16 protein-coding genes are annotated in these 16411 nt (G+C 65.6%); 15 read left to right on the top strand and 1 reads right to left on the bottom strand.

Annotated features, from left to right (window positions below):
* Positions 1-109: 109 nt before the first annotated feature.
* From tsf to QRN13_RS08365, 15 genes are all read left to right on the top strand, one after another.
* Positions 110-1051 carry a translation elongation factor Ts gene (gene tsf / locus QRN13_RS08435; protein ID WP_284877568.1) on the top strand — a complete coding sequence of 314 codons (942 nt, stop codon included), beginning with the start codon at positions 110-112 and terminating at the stop codon, positions 1049-1051.
* A gap of 126 nt (positions 1052-1177) precedes the next feature.
* A complete protein-coding gene (pyrH, locus tag QRN13_RS08430) occupies positions 1178-1912 on the top strand; it encodes a UMP kinase (RefSeq protein WP_045811327.1) in 735 nt (244 codons plus the stop codon).
* 39 nt (positions 1913-1951) lie between these two features.
* Positions 1952-2509: a ribosome recycling factor gene (frr, locus tag QRN13_RS08425; protein WP_017503964.1), complete on the top strand. Its 558-nt coding sequence runs from the start codon at positions 1952-1954 to the stop codon at positions 2507-2509.
* A 37-nt stretch (positions 2510-2546) separates the two neighbouring features.
* Positions 2547-3320 (top strand): polyprenyl diphosphate synthase, encoded by a 774-nt coding sequence (gene uppS, locus QRN13_RS08420; RefSeq protein WP_284877567.1) that lies wholly within the window; start codon positions 2547-2549, stop codon positions 3318-3320.
* On the top strand, positions 3320-4138 hold the full coding sequence (locus QRN13_RS08415; RefSeq protein ID WP_205680905.1) for a phosphatidate cytidylyltransferase: 819 nt from the start codon (positions 3320-3322) through the stop codon (positions 4136-4138). The genes uppS and QRN13_RS08415 overlap by 1 nt, the downstream gene beginning before the upstream one ends.
* Entirely contained in the window at positions 4135-5331 is a 1197-nt protein-coding gene (gene dxr / locus QRN13_RS08410; protein WP_284877566.1) for a 1-deoxy-D-xylulose-5-phosphate reductoisomerase, read from the top strand. The genes QRN13_RS08415 and dxr overlap by 4 nt, the downstream gene beginning before the upstream one ends.
* A gap of 27 nt (positions 5332-5358) precedes the next feature.
* Entirely contained in the window at positions 5359-6576 is a 1218-nt protein-coding gene (locus tag QRN13_RS08405) for a M50 family metallopeptidase (protein WP_271041264.1), read from the top strand.
* 29 nt (positions 6577-6605) lie between these two features.
* Complete coding sequence (bamA, locus tag QRN13_RS08400) at positions 6606-9071, top strand: outer membrane protein assembly factor BamA (RefSeq protein ID WP_284877565.1); 2466 nt, start codon at positions 6606-6608, stop codon at positions 9069-9071.
* A gap of 32 nt (positions 9072-9103) precedes the next feature.
* A complete protein-coding gene (locus QRN13_RS08395) occupies positions 9104-9709 on the top strand; it encodes an OmpH/Skp family outer membrane protein (protein WP_055753512.1) in 606 nt (201 codons plus the stop codon).
* Positions 9710-9716: 7 nt separating this feature from the next.
* Positions 9717-10730, top strand: coding sequence for a UDP-3-O-(3-hydroxymyristoyl)glucosamine N-acyltransferase (lpxD, locus tag QRN13_RS08390; RefSeq protein ID WP_091747011.1), 1014 nt, complete (start codon positions 9717-9719; stop codon positions 10728-10730).
* The gene (gene fabZ / locus QRN13_RS08385; protein WP_055753514.1) at positions 10727-11221 is read left to right on the top strand and encodes a 3-hydroxyacyl-ACP dehydratase FabZ; all 495 of its coding nucleotides are present in this window, start codon (positions 10727-10729) and stop codon (positions 11219-11221) included. Before lpxD ends, fabZ begins: the two co-directional genes overlap by 4 nt.
* Positions 11221-12009, top strand: a complete 789-nt coding sequence (gene lpxA / locus QRN13_RS08380) for an acyl-ACP--UDP-N-acetylglucosamine O-acyltransferase (protein ID WP_284877564.1) — start codon at positions 11221-11223, stop codon at positions 12007-12009. The genes fabZ and lpxA overlap by 1 nt, the downstream gene beginning before the upstream one ends.
* Positions 12006-12845, top strand: coding sequence for a UDP-2,3-diacylglucosamine diphosphatase (lpxI, locus tag QRN13_RS08375; RefSeq protein ID WP_284877563.1), 840 nt, complete (start codon positions 12006-12008; stop codon positions 12843-12845). Before lpxA ends, lpxI begins: the two co-directional genes overlap by 4 nt.
* Positions 12842-14011 (top strand): lipid-A-disaccharide synthase, encoded by a 1170-nt coding sequence (lpxB, locus tag QRN13_RS08370; RefSeq protein WP_284877562.1) that lies wholly within the window; start codon positions 12842-12844, stop codon positions 14009-14011. Before lpxI ends, lpxB begins: the two co-directional genes overlap by 4 nt.
* 2 nt (positions 14012-14013) lie before the next feature.
* Positions 14014-15006 carry an FUSC family protein gene (locus tag QRN13_RS08365; protein WP_284877561.1) on the top strand — a complete coding sequence of 331 codons (993 nt, stop codon included), beginning with the start codon at positions 14014-14016 and terminating at the stop codon, positions 15004-15006.
* A gap of 56 nt (positions 15007-15062) precedes the next feature.
* Here QRN13_RS08365 and gltA read toward each other — a convergent pair whose 3' ends face one another.
* Positions 15063-16364 carry a citrate synthase gene (gene gltA / locus QRN13_RS08360; protein ID WP_284877560.1) on the bottom strand — a complete coding sequence of 434 codons (1302 nt, stop codon included), beginning with the start codon at positions 16362-16364 and terminating at the stop codon, positions 15063-15065.
* Between the last annotated feature and the right edge of the window lie 47 nt (positions 16365-16411).

Below are 16411 nucleotides of genomic sequence, written 5' to 3'. Positions count from 1 at the left end.
GCCCGCCGGGCGGCGTTCGCGTTCTTGAGCGCCGCCTGACGAACTGACACACGGCCGGGCTAAATCAGTCCGGCCGTTCCCACATACGAAATCCCCCAAGGAGAAGAACATGGCCGAGATCACTGCCGCCCTCGTGAAGGAGCTTCGCGAGCGTTCGGGCGTCGGCATGATGGACTGCAAGAAGGCGCTGGTCGAAAACGACGGCAACATCGAAGCAGCAATCGACTGGCTGCGCGCCAAGGGCCTGTCCAAGGCCGCCAAGAAGGCCGACCGCGTCGCCGCTGAGGGTCTGGTCGCCGTCGCGTCGAAGGGAGACGGCAAGGGCGAAGTCGCCGCCGCCATCGAGTTCAACGCCGAAACCGACTTCGTCGCCCGCAACGAGCTGTTCCAGAACGCCGCCAAGTCGTTCGCCCAACTGGGTCTGGAGCACCACTCGGTCGAGGCCCTGCACGGCGCCGAACTGGAAGCCGGCAAGACGGTCCAGGACGAAGTGACCAACATGATCGCCACCATCGGCGAAAACATGCAACTGCGCCGCGCCGCCCGCCTGTCGGTGTCGGAAGGCGTCGTCTCGACCTACGTCCACAACGCGGTTTCGCCGGGCGTCGGTCGTATCGGCGTGCTGGTGGCTCTGGAAGGCGAGGGCGACAAGACCGCGCTTCGCGAACTGGGCCGCAAGATCGCCATGCACGTCGCGGCCACCGCGCCGCTGTCGCTGAACACCGACGACCTGGACCCCGCCGCCATCGAGAAGGAACGCACCGTTCTGACCGAAAAGGCCAAGGAAGAAGGTCGCCCGGAAGCCATGATCGCCAAGATCGTGGAAGGCCAGATCAACAAGTTCCAGAAGGACGTGGTGCTGTCCAAGCAGCCGTTCGTCATGGATCCGGACGTGACCATCGAACAACTGGTCGCCAACTCGGCCAAGGAACTGGGCTCCTCCAACCTGCACCTGGCGGGCTTCGTCCGCCTGGCGCTGGGTGAAGGCGTCGAGAAGGTCGAAGGCCCCGACTTCGCGTCGGAAGTCGCCTCCATGATGGGCGGCAACTAAAAACATTCCCCTCATTCGTGAGGGTTTTGTATCAGAAGGGCGCGTTCGGCTTTGATGGCCGGCGCGCCTTTCGTCTATAAGAAGCCGCCTGATTCAATGGCGCCGCAGTCAAACGGACCTTCCCGCATGCCCGACGCCCCCTCGACCTTCCGCTACAAACGCGTCCTGCTGAAGGTGTCGGGCGAGGTGCTGATGGGCGACCAGTCTTTCGGCGTTGATATGAAGACGGTGGATGCGGTGGCCAAGGCCGTCGCGGACGTCGCGGCCGAGGGCGTCGAAATCTGCCTGGTCATCGGTGGCGGCAACATCTTCCGGGGTCTGTCCAAGGCGGCGGCCGGCATGGAGCGCGCCCAGGCCGATTATATGGGCATGCTGGCGACGATCATGAACGCCCTTGCCATGCAGTCGGCGCTGGAGAAGATCGGCGTCTCGACCCGCGTGCAGAGCGCCATCCCGATGGCGGCCATCGCCGAACCCTACATCCGCCGTCGCGCCCTTAGGCACCTCGAAAAGGGGCGGGTCGTGATTTTCGCCGCCGGCGTCGGCGCACCGTTCTTCACCACGGACTCGGGCGCAGCGTTGCGTGCGGCGGAGATGGGCTGTGACGCGCTATTGAAGGGCACCAGTGTTGACGGGGTCTATACCGCCGACCCGAAGAAGGATCCTGACGCGACGCGGTATGAGACGCTGTCCTATCAGGACGTGCTGGCCAAGGATCTGCGCGTCATGGACGCCTCGGCCATCGCCATGATGCGCGACACGGGCATACCGATCGTGGTCTTCTCCATTCGGGAAGACAATTCGCTGCGCCGGACCCTGACCGGCGAAGGCACGTTCACGGTCATTCAGGACGTCGCCTGAACGTTCGCCTGACCAAGAAAGACAAGAGAGACCAAGACCATGGCAAAGCCTGACCTCAAGACCTATCGCGACCGCATGGATCGCTCCGTCGCCGCCCTGAAGGAAGAGTTCAGCGGTCTGCGCACCGGCCGCGCCAACGCCGGCCTGCTGGAGCCCGTGCGGGTCGAAGCCTACGGCTCGGCCTCGCCCCTGACCGCCGTCGCTGCGATCAGCGTGCCCGAGCCCCGGATGCTGAGCGTCAATGTCTGGGACAAGGGCATGGTGGTAGCCGTTGAAAAGGCGATCCGCAACGCCAATCTGGGCCTGAACCCGATCGTGGACGGCCAGACCCTACGCATTCCGGTGCCGCCTCTGACCGAGGAACGCCGCAAGGACCTGGTCAAGCTGGCCGGCAAATATGCCGAGCAGCAGAAGATATCGGTTCGCAACGTCCGCCGCGACGCCAACGACGACCTGAAGAAGGCCGAGAAGGCCGGCGAGATCAGCCAGGACGAGCAAAAGAAGATGGAGACCGAGGTCCAGAAGGACACTGACGCGGCCATCAAGCGCATCGACGAGACCTTGAAGACCAAGGAACAAGAGATCATGCAGGTCTGAGGCGAAACGGCTGGGTCCGGAAGGGATCGCACGACAGATGACGGCAGACCGCGTCGCGCCTTCAGGCCAAAGCCCAGACAAGCAGGGTCAGGACGGCCCGCGCCACGTCGCCATCATCATGGACGGCAATGGACGCTGGGCGAAGGCGCGCGGCCTGCCGCGGGCCCTGGGCCATCGTGAGGGCGTCCAGGCGCTGAAGCGCACGATCCAGGCGGCGCCGGATCTCGGCATCGATTGCCTGACGGTGTTCGGCTTCTCGACCGAGAACTGGAGCCGGCCCGAGGACGAAGTGTCGGACCTGATGGGGCTGGTGCGGTCCTACGTCGCCAGCGATCTGGCCCGGCTGACCAAGGCCGGCGTTCGGCTGAAGATCCTGGGTCGCCGCGAAGGACTGCCGGCCGACATCGCCGCCATCATCGAAAGGGCCGAGGCCCAGACCGCCCATAACGACCGGTTCCTGTTGCAGGTCGCGTTCAACTACGGCGGTCGCGCGGATCTGGTGGACGCGGCGCGCCGCCATATGGAGCGGGTGCTGGCGGGCGAGACGGTCGAGCCTTTCAACGAGGCGATCCTGACCTCAGGCCTCGCCACGGCGGGCTCGCCGCCGCTTGATCTGATCGTGCGCACGTCGGGCGAGCAGCGGCTGTCGAACTTCCTGTTGTGGGAAGCCGCCTACGCCGAGCTCGTCTTCCAGGATATTCTGTGGCCCGATTATGGCCCAAAGGCCCTGGCTGAGGCGATTGCGGCCTTTGGTCAGCGCGATCGTCGTTTCGGCGGACGCGTGATCGCGCCTGAGCGCGCTACGGCCTGATGGCGGTCAAGGGTCGGGATATCGCCCTCAGGGCTGCGTCCGCCGTCGTGCTGGCGCCCGCCGCCGTCGCTGCGACGTGGGGCGGCGGCGTGTGGTTCCTGGCGCTGATGATCGTCGCCAGCGTTGTCCTGGCGTTCGAATGGGCGGCGATGAGTGCGCCCCATGCGCGCCGCGTCATGGGCGGAGCGGTCAGCTTCGGCGTCGTGGCGGCGGTGATCAGCGCCCATTTCGGCGCCATGTCCGTCGCCTTCATCATGCTGGTGTTCGGCGCGGTCGCGGCCGGGGTCTATGCCCGTAGTCGAGGGCAGGAGGCGCTGGATGCTGCCTATGGCGTGCTCTATCTCGGCTGGCCTTCGGTCCTGCTGATTTGGCTGCGCGACGTCGACAGTTTGATCGGGCTACACTGGACCGTGCTGGTCTTCGCCGTCGCCTGGTCGGCCGACATCGTGGCCTACCTGGCAGGATCCACCTTTGGCGGACCCAAGCTGTGGCCGCGCTTCTCGCCGAACAAGACCTGGTCCGGGTTCATCGGCGGTGTTGCCGCCGGCGCGGTTGCGGGCGCCGTCATGACGGCCTGGGTCAATATGGGCGCCTTGAGCGTCGTCTGGGGAGCGGTGCTGGGCTTTGCGGGGGCTTTGGCAACCATGGCGGGCGATCTGTGGGAATCGGCGCTGAAGCGACGGTTCGGGGTCAAGGATGCGGGCAACACCATTCCCGGCCACGGCGGCCTGCTGGACCGCGTCGATGGCCTGATGTTCGCGGTCGTCGTCGTCGCGGCGGGCCGACTGATCGTCCTTATGCTGGAGCGTGGGGCGTGATCCGGCGTCGCATCACCGTGCTTGGCGCAACCGGATCGGTCGGCGCCTCCACACTGGACCTGATGGCTCAAGCCGAGGCGACGGGCACAGGCGCGTTTGAGGTCGAGGTCCTGACGGGCGGCGCCAATATCGCCAAACTGGCCGAACAGGCCAGGCGCTGGCGGCCTAAGCTGGCCGTGACCGCCGATCCGGCGCGATTGGACGACCTGCGCGACGCCTTGTCCGGCACGGACGTCTCTGTCGCCGCCGGCGACGCCGCGATCGTCGAGGCGGCGACGCGACCCGCCGACTGGATCATGGCGTCCATCGTCGGAGCGGCGGGTCTGAAGTCCGCCTGGGCGGCGGCGGGAACGGGCGCGACCCTGGCCCTGGCCAACAAGGAAAGCCTGGTCTGCTGCGGCCCCGCCCTGATCGAACGGGTCAGTCGGGCAGGGGGGCGCTTGATCCCCGTCGATTCCGAGCACTCCGCCATCTTCCAGGTGTTTCCGGCCGAAGCGCCTGAGCGGGTGGCCAAGCTGATCCTGACCGCATCGGGCGGGCCTTTTCGCAATACGCCGCGCGAGCAGATGGTCGCCATCACGCCCGAACAGGCCGTCGCCCACCCCAACTGGAGCATGGGGGCCAAGATTTCGGTCGACAGCGCCACCATGGCCAACAAGGGGCTGGAGATGATCGAGGCGGCTTATCTGTTCGATGTGCTGCAGGATCGGATCGACGTCGTCGTGCACCCCGAATCGATCATCCACAGCCTTGTGGAATATGTGGACGGTTCGACCCTGGCCCAGATGGGGCCGCCGGATATGCGCACGCCGATCGCCTGCGCCCTGGCCTGGCCGGATCGGATCGCGTGGCCGGCGCCCAAGCTGGATCTGGCTGCGCTGGGTCGGCTGACGTTCGAAGCGCCCGATCTGACGCGCTTTCCCGCCCTCGATCTGGCGCGTCAGGCCCTGAAGGCGGGCGGCGCGACGCCCGCCGTGTTCAACGCCGCCAACGAGGTCGCCGCCTTCGCCTTCCTTGACCGCAAGCTGGCGTTTCTCAATATTGCCGCAGTCGTCGCCGAAACCCTTGAGCGTGCGACGAAAGCGGGGATGGCTTTCGGTTCTGGAGACGCCTGCGGCGCGGCCCTTTCGGTCGACGCCGAGACGCGTCGAATGGCCGAGAGCGTCATCGCCAGCCTTGCGAATGCGGCCTGACAGCAGGCCAGGGGAGACGATTTTCGAATGCTGGGCGTCCTGGGTCAGGTCCTGATCTCCATCGCCTCGTTCCTGCTGGTGCTGACCTTTATCGTCACCATCCACGAACTGGGTCACTTCCTTGTCGCGCGCGCCTTTGGCGTGAAGGTGGATCGGTTCGCGGTCGGCTTCGGCAAGGCCGTGGCCAGCCGCACCGATCGTCACGGCATCGAATGGCGTCTCGGTTGGCTGCCGCTGGGCGGCTATGTGAAGTTCTCGGGCGATCTGGATGCGTCCAGCGTGCCTGACCGGGCCGGATTGGATGAACTGCGCAGCCGCGTGGTCGCCGAGCGTGGACCGGGCGCCGAGCGCGATTATTTCCATTTCAAGCCGGTGTGGCAGCGCGCCCTGATCGTCGCGGCCGGGCCCATCGCGAACTTCATCCTGGCCATCACCATCTTCGCCCTCGTCTTCATGGCGGTCGGCGTGTCCTTGCGCCCCGCGCGTGTCTCTCAGGTGCAGGCGGGATCGCCGGCCGCCGCCGCCGGTTTCCAGGTCGGCGACCTGATCACCCAGGTGAACGGCAAGGCCATTAGGGACGGCAGCGCGGTCACCCGCACCGTCATGCTTTCGACCGGTGATCCCGTGCGCTTCACGGTCGAGCGCGCCGGGCGTCCTGTCGAACTGGTCGCCACGCCGGAACGCCGCGAGGAAAACGACCCCATCGCCGGACGCGTCAAGGTCGGCCGCATCGGCCTGGGGCTGGGCTCGTCGGCCGGTGATGTCCGCCACGTGCGCTATGGCCCCGTCGAGGCTGTCGCCGAGGGAGCGCGCCAAACGGCCGACGTCATCGGCTCGACCCTGACCTACCTCGGACGCCTGGCGACGGGCCGCGAGTCGGGCGATCAGTTCAGCGGTCCGCTGGGCATGGCCAAGGCGACGGGCTCGCTGACCACGGCTGCGGTCGAGGCCAATCCAGCGCCTAGCGCCATGGCCATCAACCTGATCCTGACGCTGACAACCTTGGCCGCCATACTTTCGATCGGAATCGGCTTTCTAAATCTGCTTCCCATTCCGGTCCTCGACGGCGGGCATCTGCTTTTCTACGGCTATGAGGCTGTGGCGAAACAGCCTGTGTCGGCGCGATTCCAGGAGATGGGCTATCGTGCAGGCCTTGCGCTTTTGGCGGGATTTATGTTGTTCGCAACGTGGAACGACCTACAGAAGCTCAATATCTTCCAATTCCTCGGCGGGCTCGTCTCGTGAGCCGACGCCAGCCCCCGACGGTTTCCCGAATGAATGACATGACCTCTCGCGCCGCCCTTCGACTGAGCGCCCGCTCCAGCCTGCTGGCTCTGGCGGTCGCCGCCGGTCTGGGGGCACCCGCGCTGGCGCAGACCGCGCCGGCGACGACGCCTGCCGCGCCGGCTCAAACGCCCGCCCAGACCCCCGCTCCGACGGCCGCGCCTCAGGCGGCGGCGAGTGCCGCCGAACCGCGCATCGAGATCGCTGCGCCGCAGACGATCACGATAAACCGCATCATCGTTCAGGGCGCGCAGCGGATCGACCAGACGACGGTCCTTTCCTATCTGCCGATCCGTCCCGGTGATGCGGTCGACGCCTCGGTGCTGGACGTCGCGGTGCGCACCCTGTCGCGGACGGGCCTGTTCGCCGATGTGCAACTGGGCATCCAGAACGGCGACCTGATCGTCCAGATCGTCGAGAACCCGATCATCAACCAAGTGGTGTTCGAGGGAAACAAGGCGCTGTCGAAGGACAAGCTGACCAAGGAAGTGACCCTGGCGCCGCGCGGCATCTATACCCGCGCCAAGGTTCAGGAAGACGTCGGCGCCATCGTCGAACTGTATCGCCTGCAGGGCCGCATCTCTGCGACCGTGACGCCCAAACTGGTCCAGCTGGAGCAGAACCGCGTCGATGTGATCTTCGAGATCAACGAAGGCCCGCAGACCGGCATCAGCGCCATCAACGTCTTGGGCAACGAGGCGTTTTCGGATCGCGACGTGCGCGGCGTGATGGTCACCGAGAAGTCGACCTGGTGGAAGTTCTTCTCCAACAACGACAACTACGATCCCAACCGCCTGGAATACGATCAGGAACAGCTGCGGAAGTTCTACACCAACCGCGGCTATTACGATTTCCGCGTGGTGTCCTCGGTCGCCGAGCTACAGCCGGACGATCAGGCGTTCCAACTGACCCTGACGCTGAACGAAGGCGACAAGTACAACTTCGGTGAGATCAAAGTCGTCACCCAGAACGACCGGCTGAACGCCGACTTCCTCAAGGCCCTGGTGCCGATCCGGGAAGGCCAGCTGTACGAGAGCGACAAGATCGAGCAAGCGGTCGACGCCCTGACGTTCGCGGCAGGTTCGGCCGGCTATGCCTTCGTCGAGATCAATCCGACCTACAAGGCCAATCCCGAGACGGACACGGTCGATGTGACCTTCAATGTGTCCGAGGGTCAGCGGGTCTACATTGATCGCATCAATGTGGTCGGCAACACCCGCACGATCGACCCGGTAATCCGCCGCGAACTGCTGCTGACCGAGGGCGACGCCTTCAACCGCGCCCTGATGGAGCGCTCGCGCAACAACCTGCGCGCCTTAGGTTTCTTTAAGGACGTGACGGTCGAGGAGACGCGCGGTAGCGCGCCGGACCGTTCGGTCATCAACGTCAACGTTCAGGAACAGCCCACCGGAGAGCTGTCCGTCGGCGCGGGCTTTAGCTCCGTCGACTCCTTCACCGTCAATCTGGGCATCTCGGAGCGGAACTTCCGTGGGCGCGGCCAGAACGTGGTCGCCCGTCTGGAGTGGGGCTCGCTGCGCCAGCAGGTCGACTTCCGCTTCACCGAGCCGAAGTTCCTCGGCCGTGACCTGCGCGCCGGCTTCGACCTGTTCCACTCGCGCTATGACCTGAGCCAGTACTCGTCATACGACTATCGCTCGACCGGCGCGGGCCTGCGTCTGTCCTATCCGCTGAACGGAAATATGCTGCTGAGCACGCGCTATTTCCTGAAGTCCGACGAGATCATCGTGCCAACGGGCTTCTGCTCGGGCGTGGGGCAGGGATCTTCGGCGCTGTGTGACCAGATCGGCAGCTTCATCAACTCGTCGGCGGGCTACACGCTTCAGGTCAACTACACCAACGATCCGATCCGTCCGACACGCGGCTGGGCCGGTTCGCTGCGTCAGGACCTCGCGGGTCTGGGCGGCGACGTGAACTATGTGAAGACCGAGGCTGATGCGAGCTGGTACTATGGCATCACGCCAGCCTGGGTCGTCAGCGTTCAGGGTTCGACCGGCTACGTCAGCGGCTGGAACGGTGACCCGATCCGCATCAACGACCGCTTCTTCAAGGGCGGCAACAGCTTCCGCGGCTTCGAGACAGCCGGTATGGGGCCGCGCGATCTGAATACGACCGATGCCCTGGGCGGCAACTTCTACGCCATCGGCACGGTCGAGCTCACCGTGCCGAACTATCTGCCCGAGCAATACGGCATCAAGACCTCGCTGTTCGCCGATGTCGGTACGCTGGGGGTGCTGGATGACCGCTACAAGCTGACGTCCACCGGAACGGTGAACACCAATATTGCCGATGAGCTGTCGCTGCGTGCATCGGCCGGCGTCAGCATCCACTGGAAGTCGCCAATGGGTCCGATCCGCTTCGACATCTCCAAGGTCCTTTCCAAGGAAGATTACGACAAGACGGAATCCTTCCGCTTCTCGACCTCCACTCAGTTCTAATCGCGGCTTTTTCGACCGCACGAGGAAACACCATGAAAGCTCTGATCATCGCGGCGACCGCCGCTGCTTCGCTCATCGCCACCGCCGCTTCGGCGCAACAGGCCGGCGCGCCGGCCAACCCCGGCCCGGTGATCCCCGGCGTCTGCGTCTATTACAACGCGCGTCTGCTGGCCCAGTCGTCGGCCGGTCAGGCCGTCGAAGCCCGCATGCAACAGTTGGCTCAGGAAGTTCAGGGCGAATTGCAGCCTTACGCCACGTCCATCCAGTCGGACGCTCAGCAACTGCAAGCCTCGGGTTCGAGCCTGCCGGCCGACCAACTGCAACAGCGCCGTCAGGCCCTGCAGCAGCGCGCCCAAGAGGCCCAACAGCTGGAAGCCACCCGTGAAAACGAGCTGCGCTACACCCTGGGTATGCAGCGCCAGGCCATCACCGAGGCTGTTTCGCCGATCCTGACCGCCCTGTATCAGGAGAAGGGCTGCGGCCTGCTGCTGGACCGCGAGAGCGTCTTCATGATGAACCCGGCCATGGACGTCACCGACCTGGCGATCCAACGCCTGAACACGGCCCTGCCGACCCTGAGCTTCAACCGTATGGCCGTGCCGGCTCAGACGCAGGCTCAACCGGCCGCCGCCAACTAAGTCGTCGATGCCCGATCCCCGCTTTTTCGAAACCCTGTCGCCCCTCAGCGTCGCCGATTTGGCGGCGCAGATCGGGGGCGAGGTCGAGCGGGGCGGGGATCGCATGATCGCCTACGTCGCGCCCTTGTCCTCTGCGGACGGGGGCGCGATCGCGTTCTTAGGCGACCGCAAGTTCGCCGCCGCGCTGGCGACGACACAGGCCGGCTGCGTCATCGTGCCGGCTGAGGCCAAGGACGCCGCGCCGTCGTCCGCCGCTGTCATCATCTCGCGCACGCCTCAAGCCGCCTGGGCCAAGGCGTCGTTGGCGCTGCATCGGCCCATACTTCTGGACAAAGCGATAACCCGCGACGAGGCGGGCGAGGACGACAGCGTCGTGGTCGAACCGGGCGCGATCCTGGGGCAGGGCGTCCGCATCGGTCGAGGGTCCCGCATTGGCGCCAACAGCGTCATCGCGCCCGGCGTGCAAATCGGCCGTGATTGCGTGATCGGCGCCAACGTCAGCGTGGCCTTCGCGCTGATCGGCGACCGGGTGAAGCTGTATGCCGGCGCCCGGATCGGCGAAGCGGGCTTCGGCGCCACGGGGACAGCGGCGGGGGTCATGGATATTCCCCAACTCGGTCGCGTCATCCTTCAGGACGGCGTGACGGTGGGCGCCAACTCGTGCATCGACCGTGGCGCCTATGACGACACGGTCATCGGCGAGAACACCAAGATCGATAATCTGGTGATGGTCGGCCACAACTGCGTCATCGGCCGCAACTGCTTGCTGGTCGCCAATACCGGCATCTCGGGCTCGGTGACCGTGGGCGACAATGTCATCTTCGGCGGCAAGGCGGGGATCGGAGACCACATCACGATCGGCGAGGGTGCGCGCGTCGCGGCCGGAGCCGGTGTGCTGGCCGATGTTCCCGCTGGCGAGACCTGGTCGGGTTATCCGGCGCGTCCGATCCGACAGTTCTTGCGCGAGACGGTCTGGCTCGCCAAACAGGCCTCATCGAAGAAGGCTCCAAAGGAATCATAGGGATGAGCGACACGACTGCCGTCGAGGGCAAGATCGATTACGCCGAGGTGATGCGTCGGCTGCCGCATCGTTATCCCTTCCTGCTGGTGGACAAGGCCGAAGACTTCGTGCCCGCGACATCGATCGTCGGCATCAAGAACGTCACCCACAACGAGCCCTTCTTCCCGGGGCACTTCCCGATCGATCCGGTCATGCCCGGCGTGCTGATCGTCGAGGCCATGGCACAGACCGGCGCCTTGCTGATGTCCAAGACGCTGGACGTCGCCGTGGCCGACAAAGTCATCATGTTCATGTCGATCGACGGGGTTCGTTTTAGAAAGCCCGCGCGGCCAGGCGACCAACTGCGCATGGAGGTCAAGGTGATCCGCGCGCGGGGCGACGCCTACAAGTTCCGGGGCGAGACCTTCATCGACGGCAAGCTGGCGGCCGAAGCCGAGTTCATGGCCATGGTCGTGACTGTGCCCACTCCAGCGCCTGGGCCGGCGGCCTGATGACCGTTCATCCTACCGCTGTGATCGACGCGACGGCGACATTGGGCAAGGGTGTGGAGGTCGGCCCCTGGTGCACGGTAGGACCGAATGTGTTGCTGGGCGACCGTGTGCGCCTGGTCAGCCATGTCGTGGTCCAGCAGGACACGACGGTGGGGGGCGGGACGGTCATCCATCCGTTCGCCGTCATCGGCGGCGACCCGCAGCACAATGGTTACAAGGGTGAGACGGTTCGGCTGGAGATCGGCGAGAACAACCTGATCCGCGAGCACTGCACCTTCAATCGAGGCACGCCGCAGGGGACGGGCGTGACGGTCGTGGGGTCGAACAACCTGTTCATGACCGGCGCCCATGTCGGTCACGACTGCGTCGTCGGCGACAATGTCGTCATGGCCAACAACGCGACTTTGGGCGGTCATGCTCAGGTCGGGGACAAGGTGTTCCTGGGTGGGCTGTGCGCGGTGCACCAGAATGGTCGCGTCGGGCAAGGCGCGATCATTGGGGGCTTAGCGGCGGTGACGCGCGACGTCATCCCCTATGGCTCGGCCTGGGGCAATCATGCGCGGCTACGTGGGCTGAACTTGATCGGGTTGAAGCGCAAGGGATACGGCAAGGATCAAGTGCGGCGTCTGCTTGCGGCCTATCGTGATCTGTTCGAGGGCGAGGGCGAGTTCGCCGGTCGGATCGGTGGCGTGGCGGAACGCTATGCCGACCTGCCCGAGATCGTGGAGATCATCGCCTTCATCCGTGACGGCGGGCGTCGTCCGCTGTGCCTGCCGAACGCGGAATGAGCGCGGCTGAAAAGCTGGGTCTGATCGCAGGCGGCGGCGATCTGCCGGCGGCCGTCGCGGCGCGTTGCGACGCGCTGGGACGGCCGGTTTTCGTGATCCGTCTGGCGGGGTTTGCTGACGAGCATCTGGCGCGCTGGCCCGGCGCCGAGTTCGGCATGGCTCAGATCGGCGCGATCCTGAAGGCGTTGAAGGCCGAGCGCTGCACGACCGTGTGTCTGGCGGGCATCGTCAATCGGCCGGATTTCAAGACGTTGAAACCTGACTTCAAGGGGGCGACCCTGTTGCCGGGCATCGTCGCCGCCGCCTCAAAGGGCGATGACGCCCTGCTACGCAAAATCCTGTCAGTGTTCGAGGCCGAAGGCTTCGCCGTCGAAGGCGCCGACGACATTCTGGGCGGCGACACGCTTGGCGAAGGCGCGCTGGGCGCCTTCTCGCCGACCGAGGAGCAGCTAGCCGATCTAAAGAAGGCGCTGCATGTCGCCGAAAAATCAGGCGAACTCGATATCGGGCAGGGCGCCGTCGTCTGTGACGGCCTGGTCCTTGCGGTTGAGGCGCAGGAAGGTACGGACGCGATGCTGACCCGCGTCGCCAATCTGCCCGCCGACTTGCGTGGAGCGGTTGATAACCCCAGGGGCGCGCTCGGCAAGGCGCCCAAGCCCATTCAGGATCTGCGCGTCGATATGCCCGTGATCGGGCCGCGCACGCTTGAAATGGCGGCGGCGGCCGGTCTGGCGGGCATCGGCGGGGTGGCCGGACGTTTGATCCTGATTGATCGCGCGGCCATCGTCGAGACGGCGAACCGTCTGGGCCTGTTCGTCTGGGGCGAGGATCGGTGAGCCGTCCGCTAAAGATCATGTTGGTGTCGGCGGAGGCTTCTGGCGATGCGCTGGGCGCCGGTCTGGCCAGGGCGTTGAAGGTGCGGTTAGGAGACGGTGTGGCCTTTGTCGGCGTCGGCGGACCCAAGATGGCGGCCGAAGGCGTGGTTAGCCCGTTCGACATCGCCGAACTCTCGATCCTGGGCTGGATCGAGGGTTTGCGCGCCTATGGCAAGGTCAAGCGGCGCGTCGAGCAGACGGCGGCGCTGGCCGAGCGGGAAAAGCCCGACGCCGTGGTGCTGATTGACAGTTGGGGCTTCACCATCCGTGTGGCCAAGGCGATCCGGGCCGCGCGGCCGGACCTGCCGCTGATCAAATATGTCGGGCCTCAGGTCTGGGCCTCGCGGCCGGGCCGGGCCAAAACCTTGGCAGGCGCCGTCGATCATCTTCTGGCCCTCTATGGCTTTGATGCGCCCTGGTTCGAGCGCGAGGGCCTGCCTACGACCGTGGTCGGTTCGTCAGCGCTTCATGTGAATGTGGATGCTGCGGACGGCACAGCGTTCCGCGCGCGTCATGGGATCGCCGCCGATACGCAGCTCCTCCTGGTGCTGCCTGGCAGCCGGCCCAGTGAGATTACCCGAATGGCCCCCGTCTATGAGGCGACGCTCAGAAAACTGAAGACCACGAATCCTGGTCTGGAAGTCGCCGTGGTCGCCGCGGGGACGGTAGCTCACGATGTTGCAGGCCGCGTCGCCGCCTGGCCATTCCGCGTTCACCTGGTCGACGAAGCCGAAAAGTATGACGCCATGCGCGCCGCGACCGTCGCCCTGGCCACCAGCGGCACCGTGTCGATCGAGCTCGCGCTTGCGGGCGCGCCGATGGTCATCGCCTACAAGATCGACGGGCTCAGCTATCAGCTGATGAAGCGGTTCGTGACCGCCAAACACATCACCCTGTTCAATGTCGCGGCCGACGATCGGATCGCGCCCGAGTTTATCCAGCACGAGGCGACCCCGGCCATTCTGACGGCGGCGGTTGGGCGGCTGCTGGCCGACCCGGCCCTGGCGGCCGAACAGGCGCGTCGCCAAACGGCGGCATTGGACCTGATGGGACGCGGAGGACCGGACCCATCCGAACTGGCTGCCGACGCGGTGCTGAAGGTCATCGCCGAGAAGTCGGCGAGCTGACGATGGCGCGGGCGCTCAGTCCGCGACGTGCGGCCGAGGTGCGCGCCGCGCTTCAGATGGCGGTGGGCGCGATGGCCGCGCTCTATCTCGCGACCTGGCTGAACCTGCCGCACCCGTACTGGAGCGTGATTTCCGCCATCGTCGTCATTCAGGCGAGCGTCGGTGGCGGCGTCCTGACCGTAGCGCGCGACCGGGCCATCGGCACAGCGACCGGAGCGCTGGCGGGGGCGGTGTTCGCCTTCCTTCGTCCGCCGGGTCTGGAAAGCATGGCGCTGAGCATCGCCGTCTCGGCGGGCCTGCTGGCCTTCTTGGCAACCGGGCGGCCTTGGTTGAAGGTCGCGCCCGTGACGGCGACCATCGTCATCGCCGGTGGCACGGGCGCGGAAGGACCGGCGTCCCTCGCGCTGGATCGGGTGATGGAAATCCTGGTCGGCAGCGGCGTCGGCGTGCTGGCGATCCTGGCCCTTTTCCCGCGCCATGCCAGGCAATCCTTCAAGCTTCAGGCGCGCGAGGCGGCGGGCGAGGCGGCGGTGCTGCTGGCTTTGGTCTCAAAGGCCGTCCCGGAGGATGCGTCCGAGATTTCGCGCCGTCATGCCGATCTGAAGCGGCGGCTGGATGCGCTGGGTCAGGCCGCCAAGAACGTCATCGATCTGCCCGGCCCGCAACGTGAGACGGCGGATCGAGCCGCGCTCGTGCGCGCCTTCTGGCGCGTGCGCAGCGACATCGTCATCCTGGGACGCGGTTTCCAGGCCGAGGGTGCCGGCGCCCGGCTGGATCCCTGGTCGCAGGACGCGGAGCGCGCGGTGGAGCAACTCAAGGCTCTTTCTGACGGCAGGGCCGCCCAGCCCATGGGTGCGATCGACCAAAGCCTGGCCCTGTCCATGGCCGTCGAGGGCGACGATGTGGCTCTGGGCGCTGCTGCGATCGGCGTGGCCCATATGCACCGCGATCTGGATGACCTGGCTGCCCGTTTCTCGGATCTGAAGCTGGTCTGACGACAAAGAAAAACGCCGGGGATGTCTCCCCGGCGTTCTGCATTCTAGCCTTGGTCTCAGCCGCGCTGTTCGATCGGCACATAATCGCGCTGGGTCCGGCCCGTGTAGAGCTGACGCGGGCGACCGATCTTCTGCGACGGATCGGCCATCATTTCCTGCCACTGCGAGATCCAGCCCACGGTGCGGGCCAGGGCGAACAGGACGGTGAACATAGTGGTCGGGAAGCCCATCGCCGACAGGGTGATGCCCGAATAGAAGTCGACGTTCGGGAACAGCTTGCGCGAGGTGAAGTATTCGTCCGACAGGGCGACCTTCTCCAACTCCTTGGCGACCAAGAACAGCGGGTCGTTCTCGCGGCCCGTGGCGGCCAGCACTTCATAGGCCGACTGCTGCATGACCTTGGCGCGCGGGTCGTAGTTCTTGTACACGCGATGGCCGAAGCCCATCAGCTTGTACTTGCGGTCCTTCACGCCCTGGATGAACTCCGGGATCTTGTCCGGGGTGCCGATTTCCTTGAGCATCGTCAGCGCTTCTTCGTTGGCGCCGCCGTGCGACGGGCCCCACAGGCAGGCGATGCCGGCGGCGATACAGGCGAACGGATTGGCGCCCGACGAACCGGCCAGACGCACGGTCGAGGTCGAGGCGTTCTGTTCGTGGTCGGCGTGCAGGGTGAAGATGCGGTCCATGGCGCGAACCAGGGCCGGATCGACATGATAGTCCTCGGCCGGAACGGCGAAGCACATGCGCAGGAAGTTTTCGGCGTAGGACAGGTCGTTGCGCGGCGAAACGAACGGCTGGCCGATGTGGTATTTATAGGCGCGGGCCGCGATCGTGGGCATCTTGGCGATCAGGCGAATGGCCGAGATGTCGCGCTGGATCGGATCGTGGATGTCCAGGCTGTCGTGATAGAAGGCAGAAAGGGCGCCGACGGTGCCGACCATGATGGCCATCGGGTGGGCGTCGCGGCGGAAGCCTTCGAAGAAGCGATCGAACTGGCTGTGCAGCATCGTGTGGGTGGTGATGCTGTTTTCGAACTTCTCGTACTGGGCGGCGGTCGGCAGTTCGCCGTGTAGCAGCAGGTGGCAGACCTCGACGAAGTTCGACTTCGACGCCAGCTGGTCGATCGGATAGCCGCGGTGCAGCAGCACGCCAGCGTCGCCGTCGATATAGGTCAGGGCCGATTCACAGGCCGCCGTCGAGGTGAAGCCGGGATCGAAGGTGAAGGCGCCCGTTCCCGCATAGAGTTTGCGGATGTCGATGACGTCCGGGCCGGTGGAGCCCGAAAGGACCGGCAACTCGATCGTCTTGTCCTCGAAGGACAGGGTCGCCGAGCCGGCGGGTTTGGCTTGTTCAGTCATGAATGCCCCTTTGCATCACACGTCCAGGCGCGGGGAGGCGTCGGCCG

It is taken from the genome of Brevundimonas sp. MEB006b, from assembly GCF_030209705.1.
In the GTDB taxonomy this organism is placed as follows: Bacteria; Pseudomonadota; Alphaproteobacteria; order Caulobacterales; family Caulobacteraceae; genus Brevundimonas.
This window is presented reverse-complemented; position numbering and strand designations above follow the sequence as displayed.

Bases quoted from the DNA above. Each gene is read 5' to 3' on its own strand.
- frr (WP_017503964.1), top strand. From the start codon at position 1,952: ATGGCAAAGCCTGACCTCAAGACCTATCGCGACCGCATGGATCGCTCC.
- gltA (WP_284877560.1), bottom strand. From the start codon at position 16,364: ATGACTGAACAAGCCAAACCCGCCGGCTCGGCGACCCTGTCCTTCGAG.
- lpxI (WP_284877563.1), top strand. From the start codon at position 12,006: ATGAGCGCGGCTGAAAAGCTGGGTCTGATCGCAGGCGGCGGCGATCTG.
- lpxD (WP_091747011.1), top strand. From the start codon at position 9,717: ATGCCCGATCCCCGCTTTTTCGAAACCCTGTCGCCCCTCAGCGTCGCC.
- pyrH (WP_045811327.1), top strand. From the start codon at position 1,178: ATGCCCGACGCCCCCTCGACCTTCCGCTACAAACGCGTCCTGCTGAAG.
- QRN13_RS08415 (WP_205680905.1), top strand. From the start codon at position 3,320: ATGGCGGTCAAGGGTCGGGATATCGCCCTCAGGGCTGCGTCCGCCGTC.
- QRN13_RS08365 (WP_284877561.1), top strand. From the start codon at position 14,014: ATGGCGCGGGCGCTCAGTCCGCGACGTGCGGCCGAGGTGCGCGCCGCG.
- uppS (WP_284877567.1), top strand. From the start codon at position 2,547: ATGACGGCAGACCGCGTCGCGCCTTCAGGCCAAAGCCCAGACAAGCAG.
- QRN13_RS08395 (WP_055753512.1), top strand. From the start codon at position 9,104: ATGAAAGCTCTGATCATCGCGGCGACCGCCGCTGCTTCGCTCATCGCC.
- QRN13_RS08405 (WP_271041264.1), top strand. From the start codon at position 5,359: ATGCTGGGCGTCCTGGGTCAGGTCCTGATCTCCATCGCCTCGTTCCTG.
- tsf (WP_284877568.1), top strand. From the start codon at position 110: ATGGCCGAGATCACTGCCGCCCTCGTGAAGGAGCTTCGCGAGCGTTCG.
- lpxA (WP_284877564.1), top strand. From the start codon at position 11,221: ATGACCGTTCATCCTACCGCTGTGATCGACGCGACGGCGACATTGGGC.
- bamA (WP_284877565.1), top strand. From the start codon at position 6,606: ATGAATGACATGACCTCTCGCGCCGCCCTTCGACTGAGCGCCCGCTCC.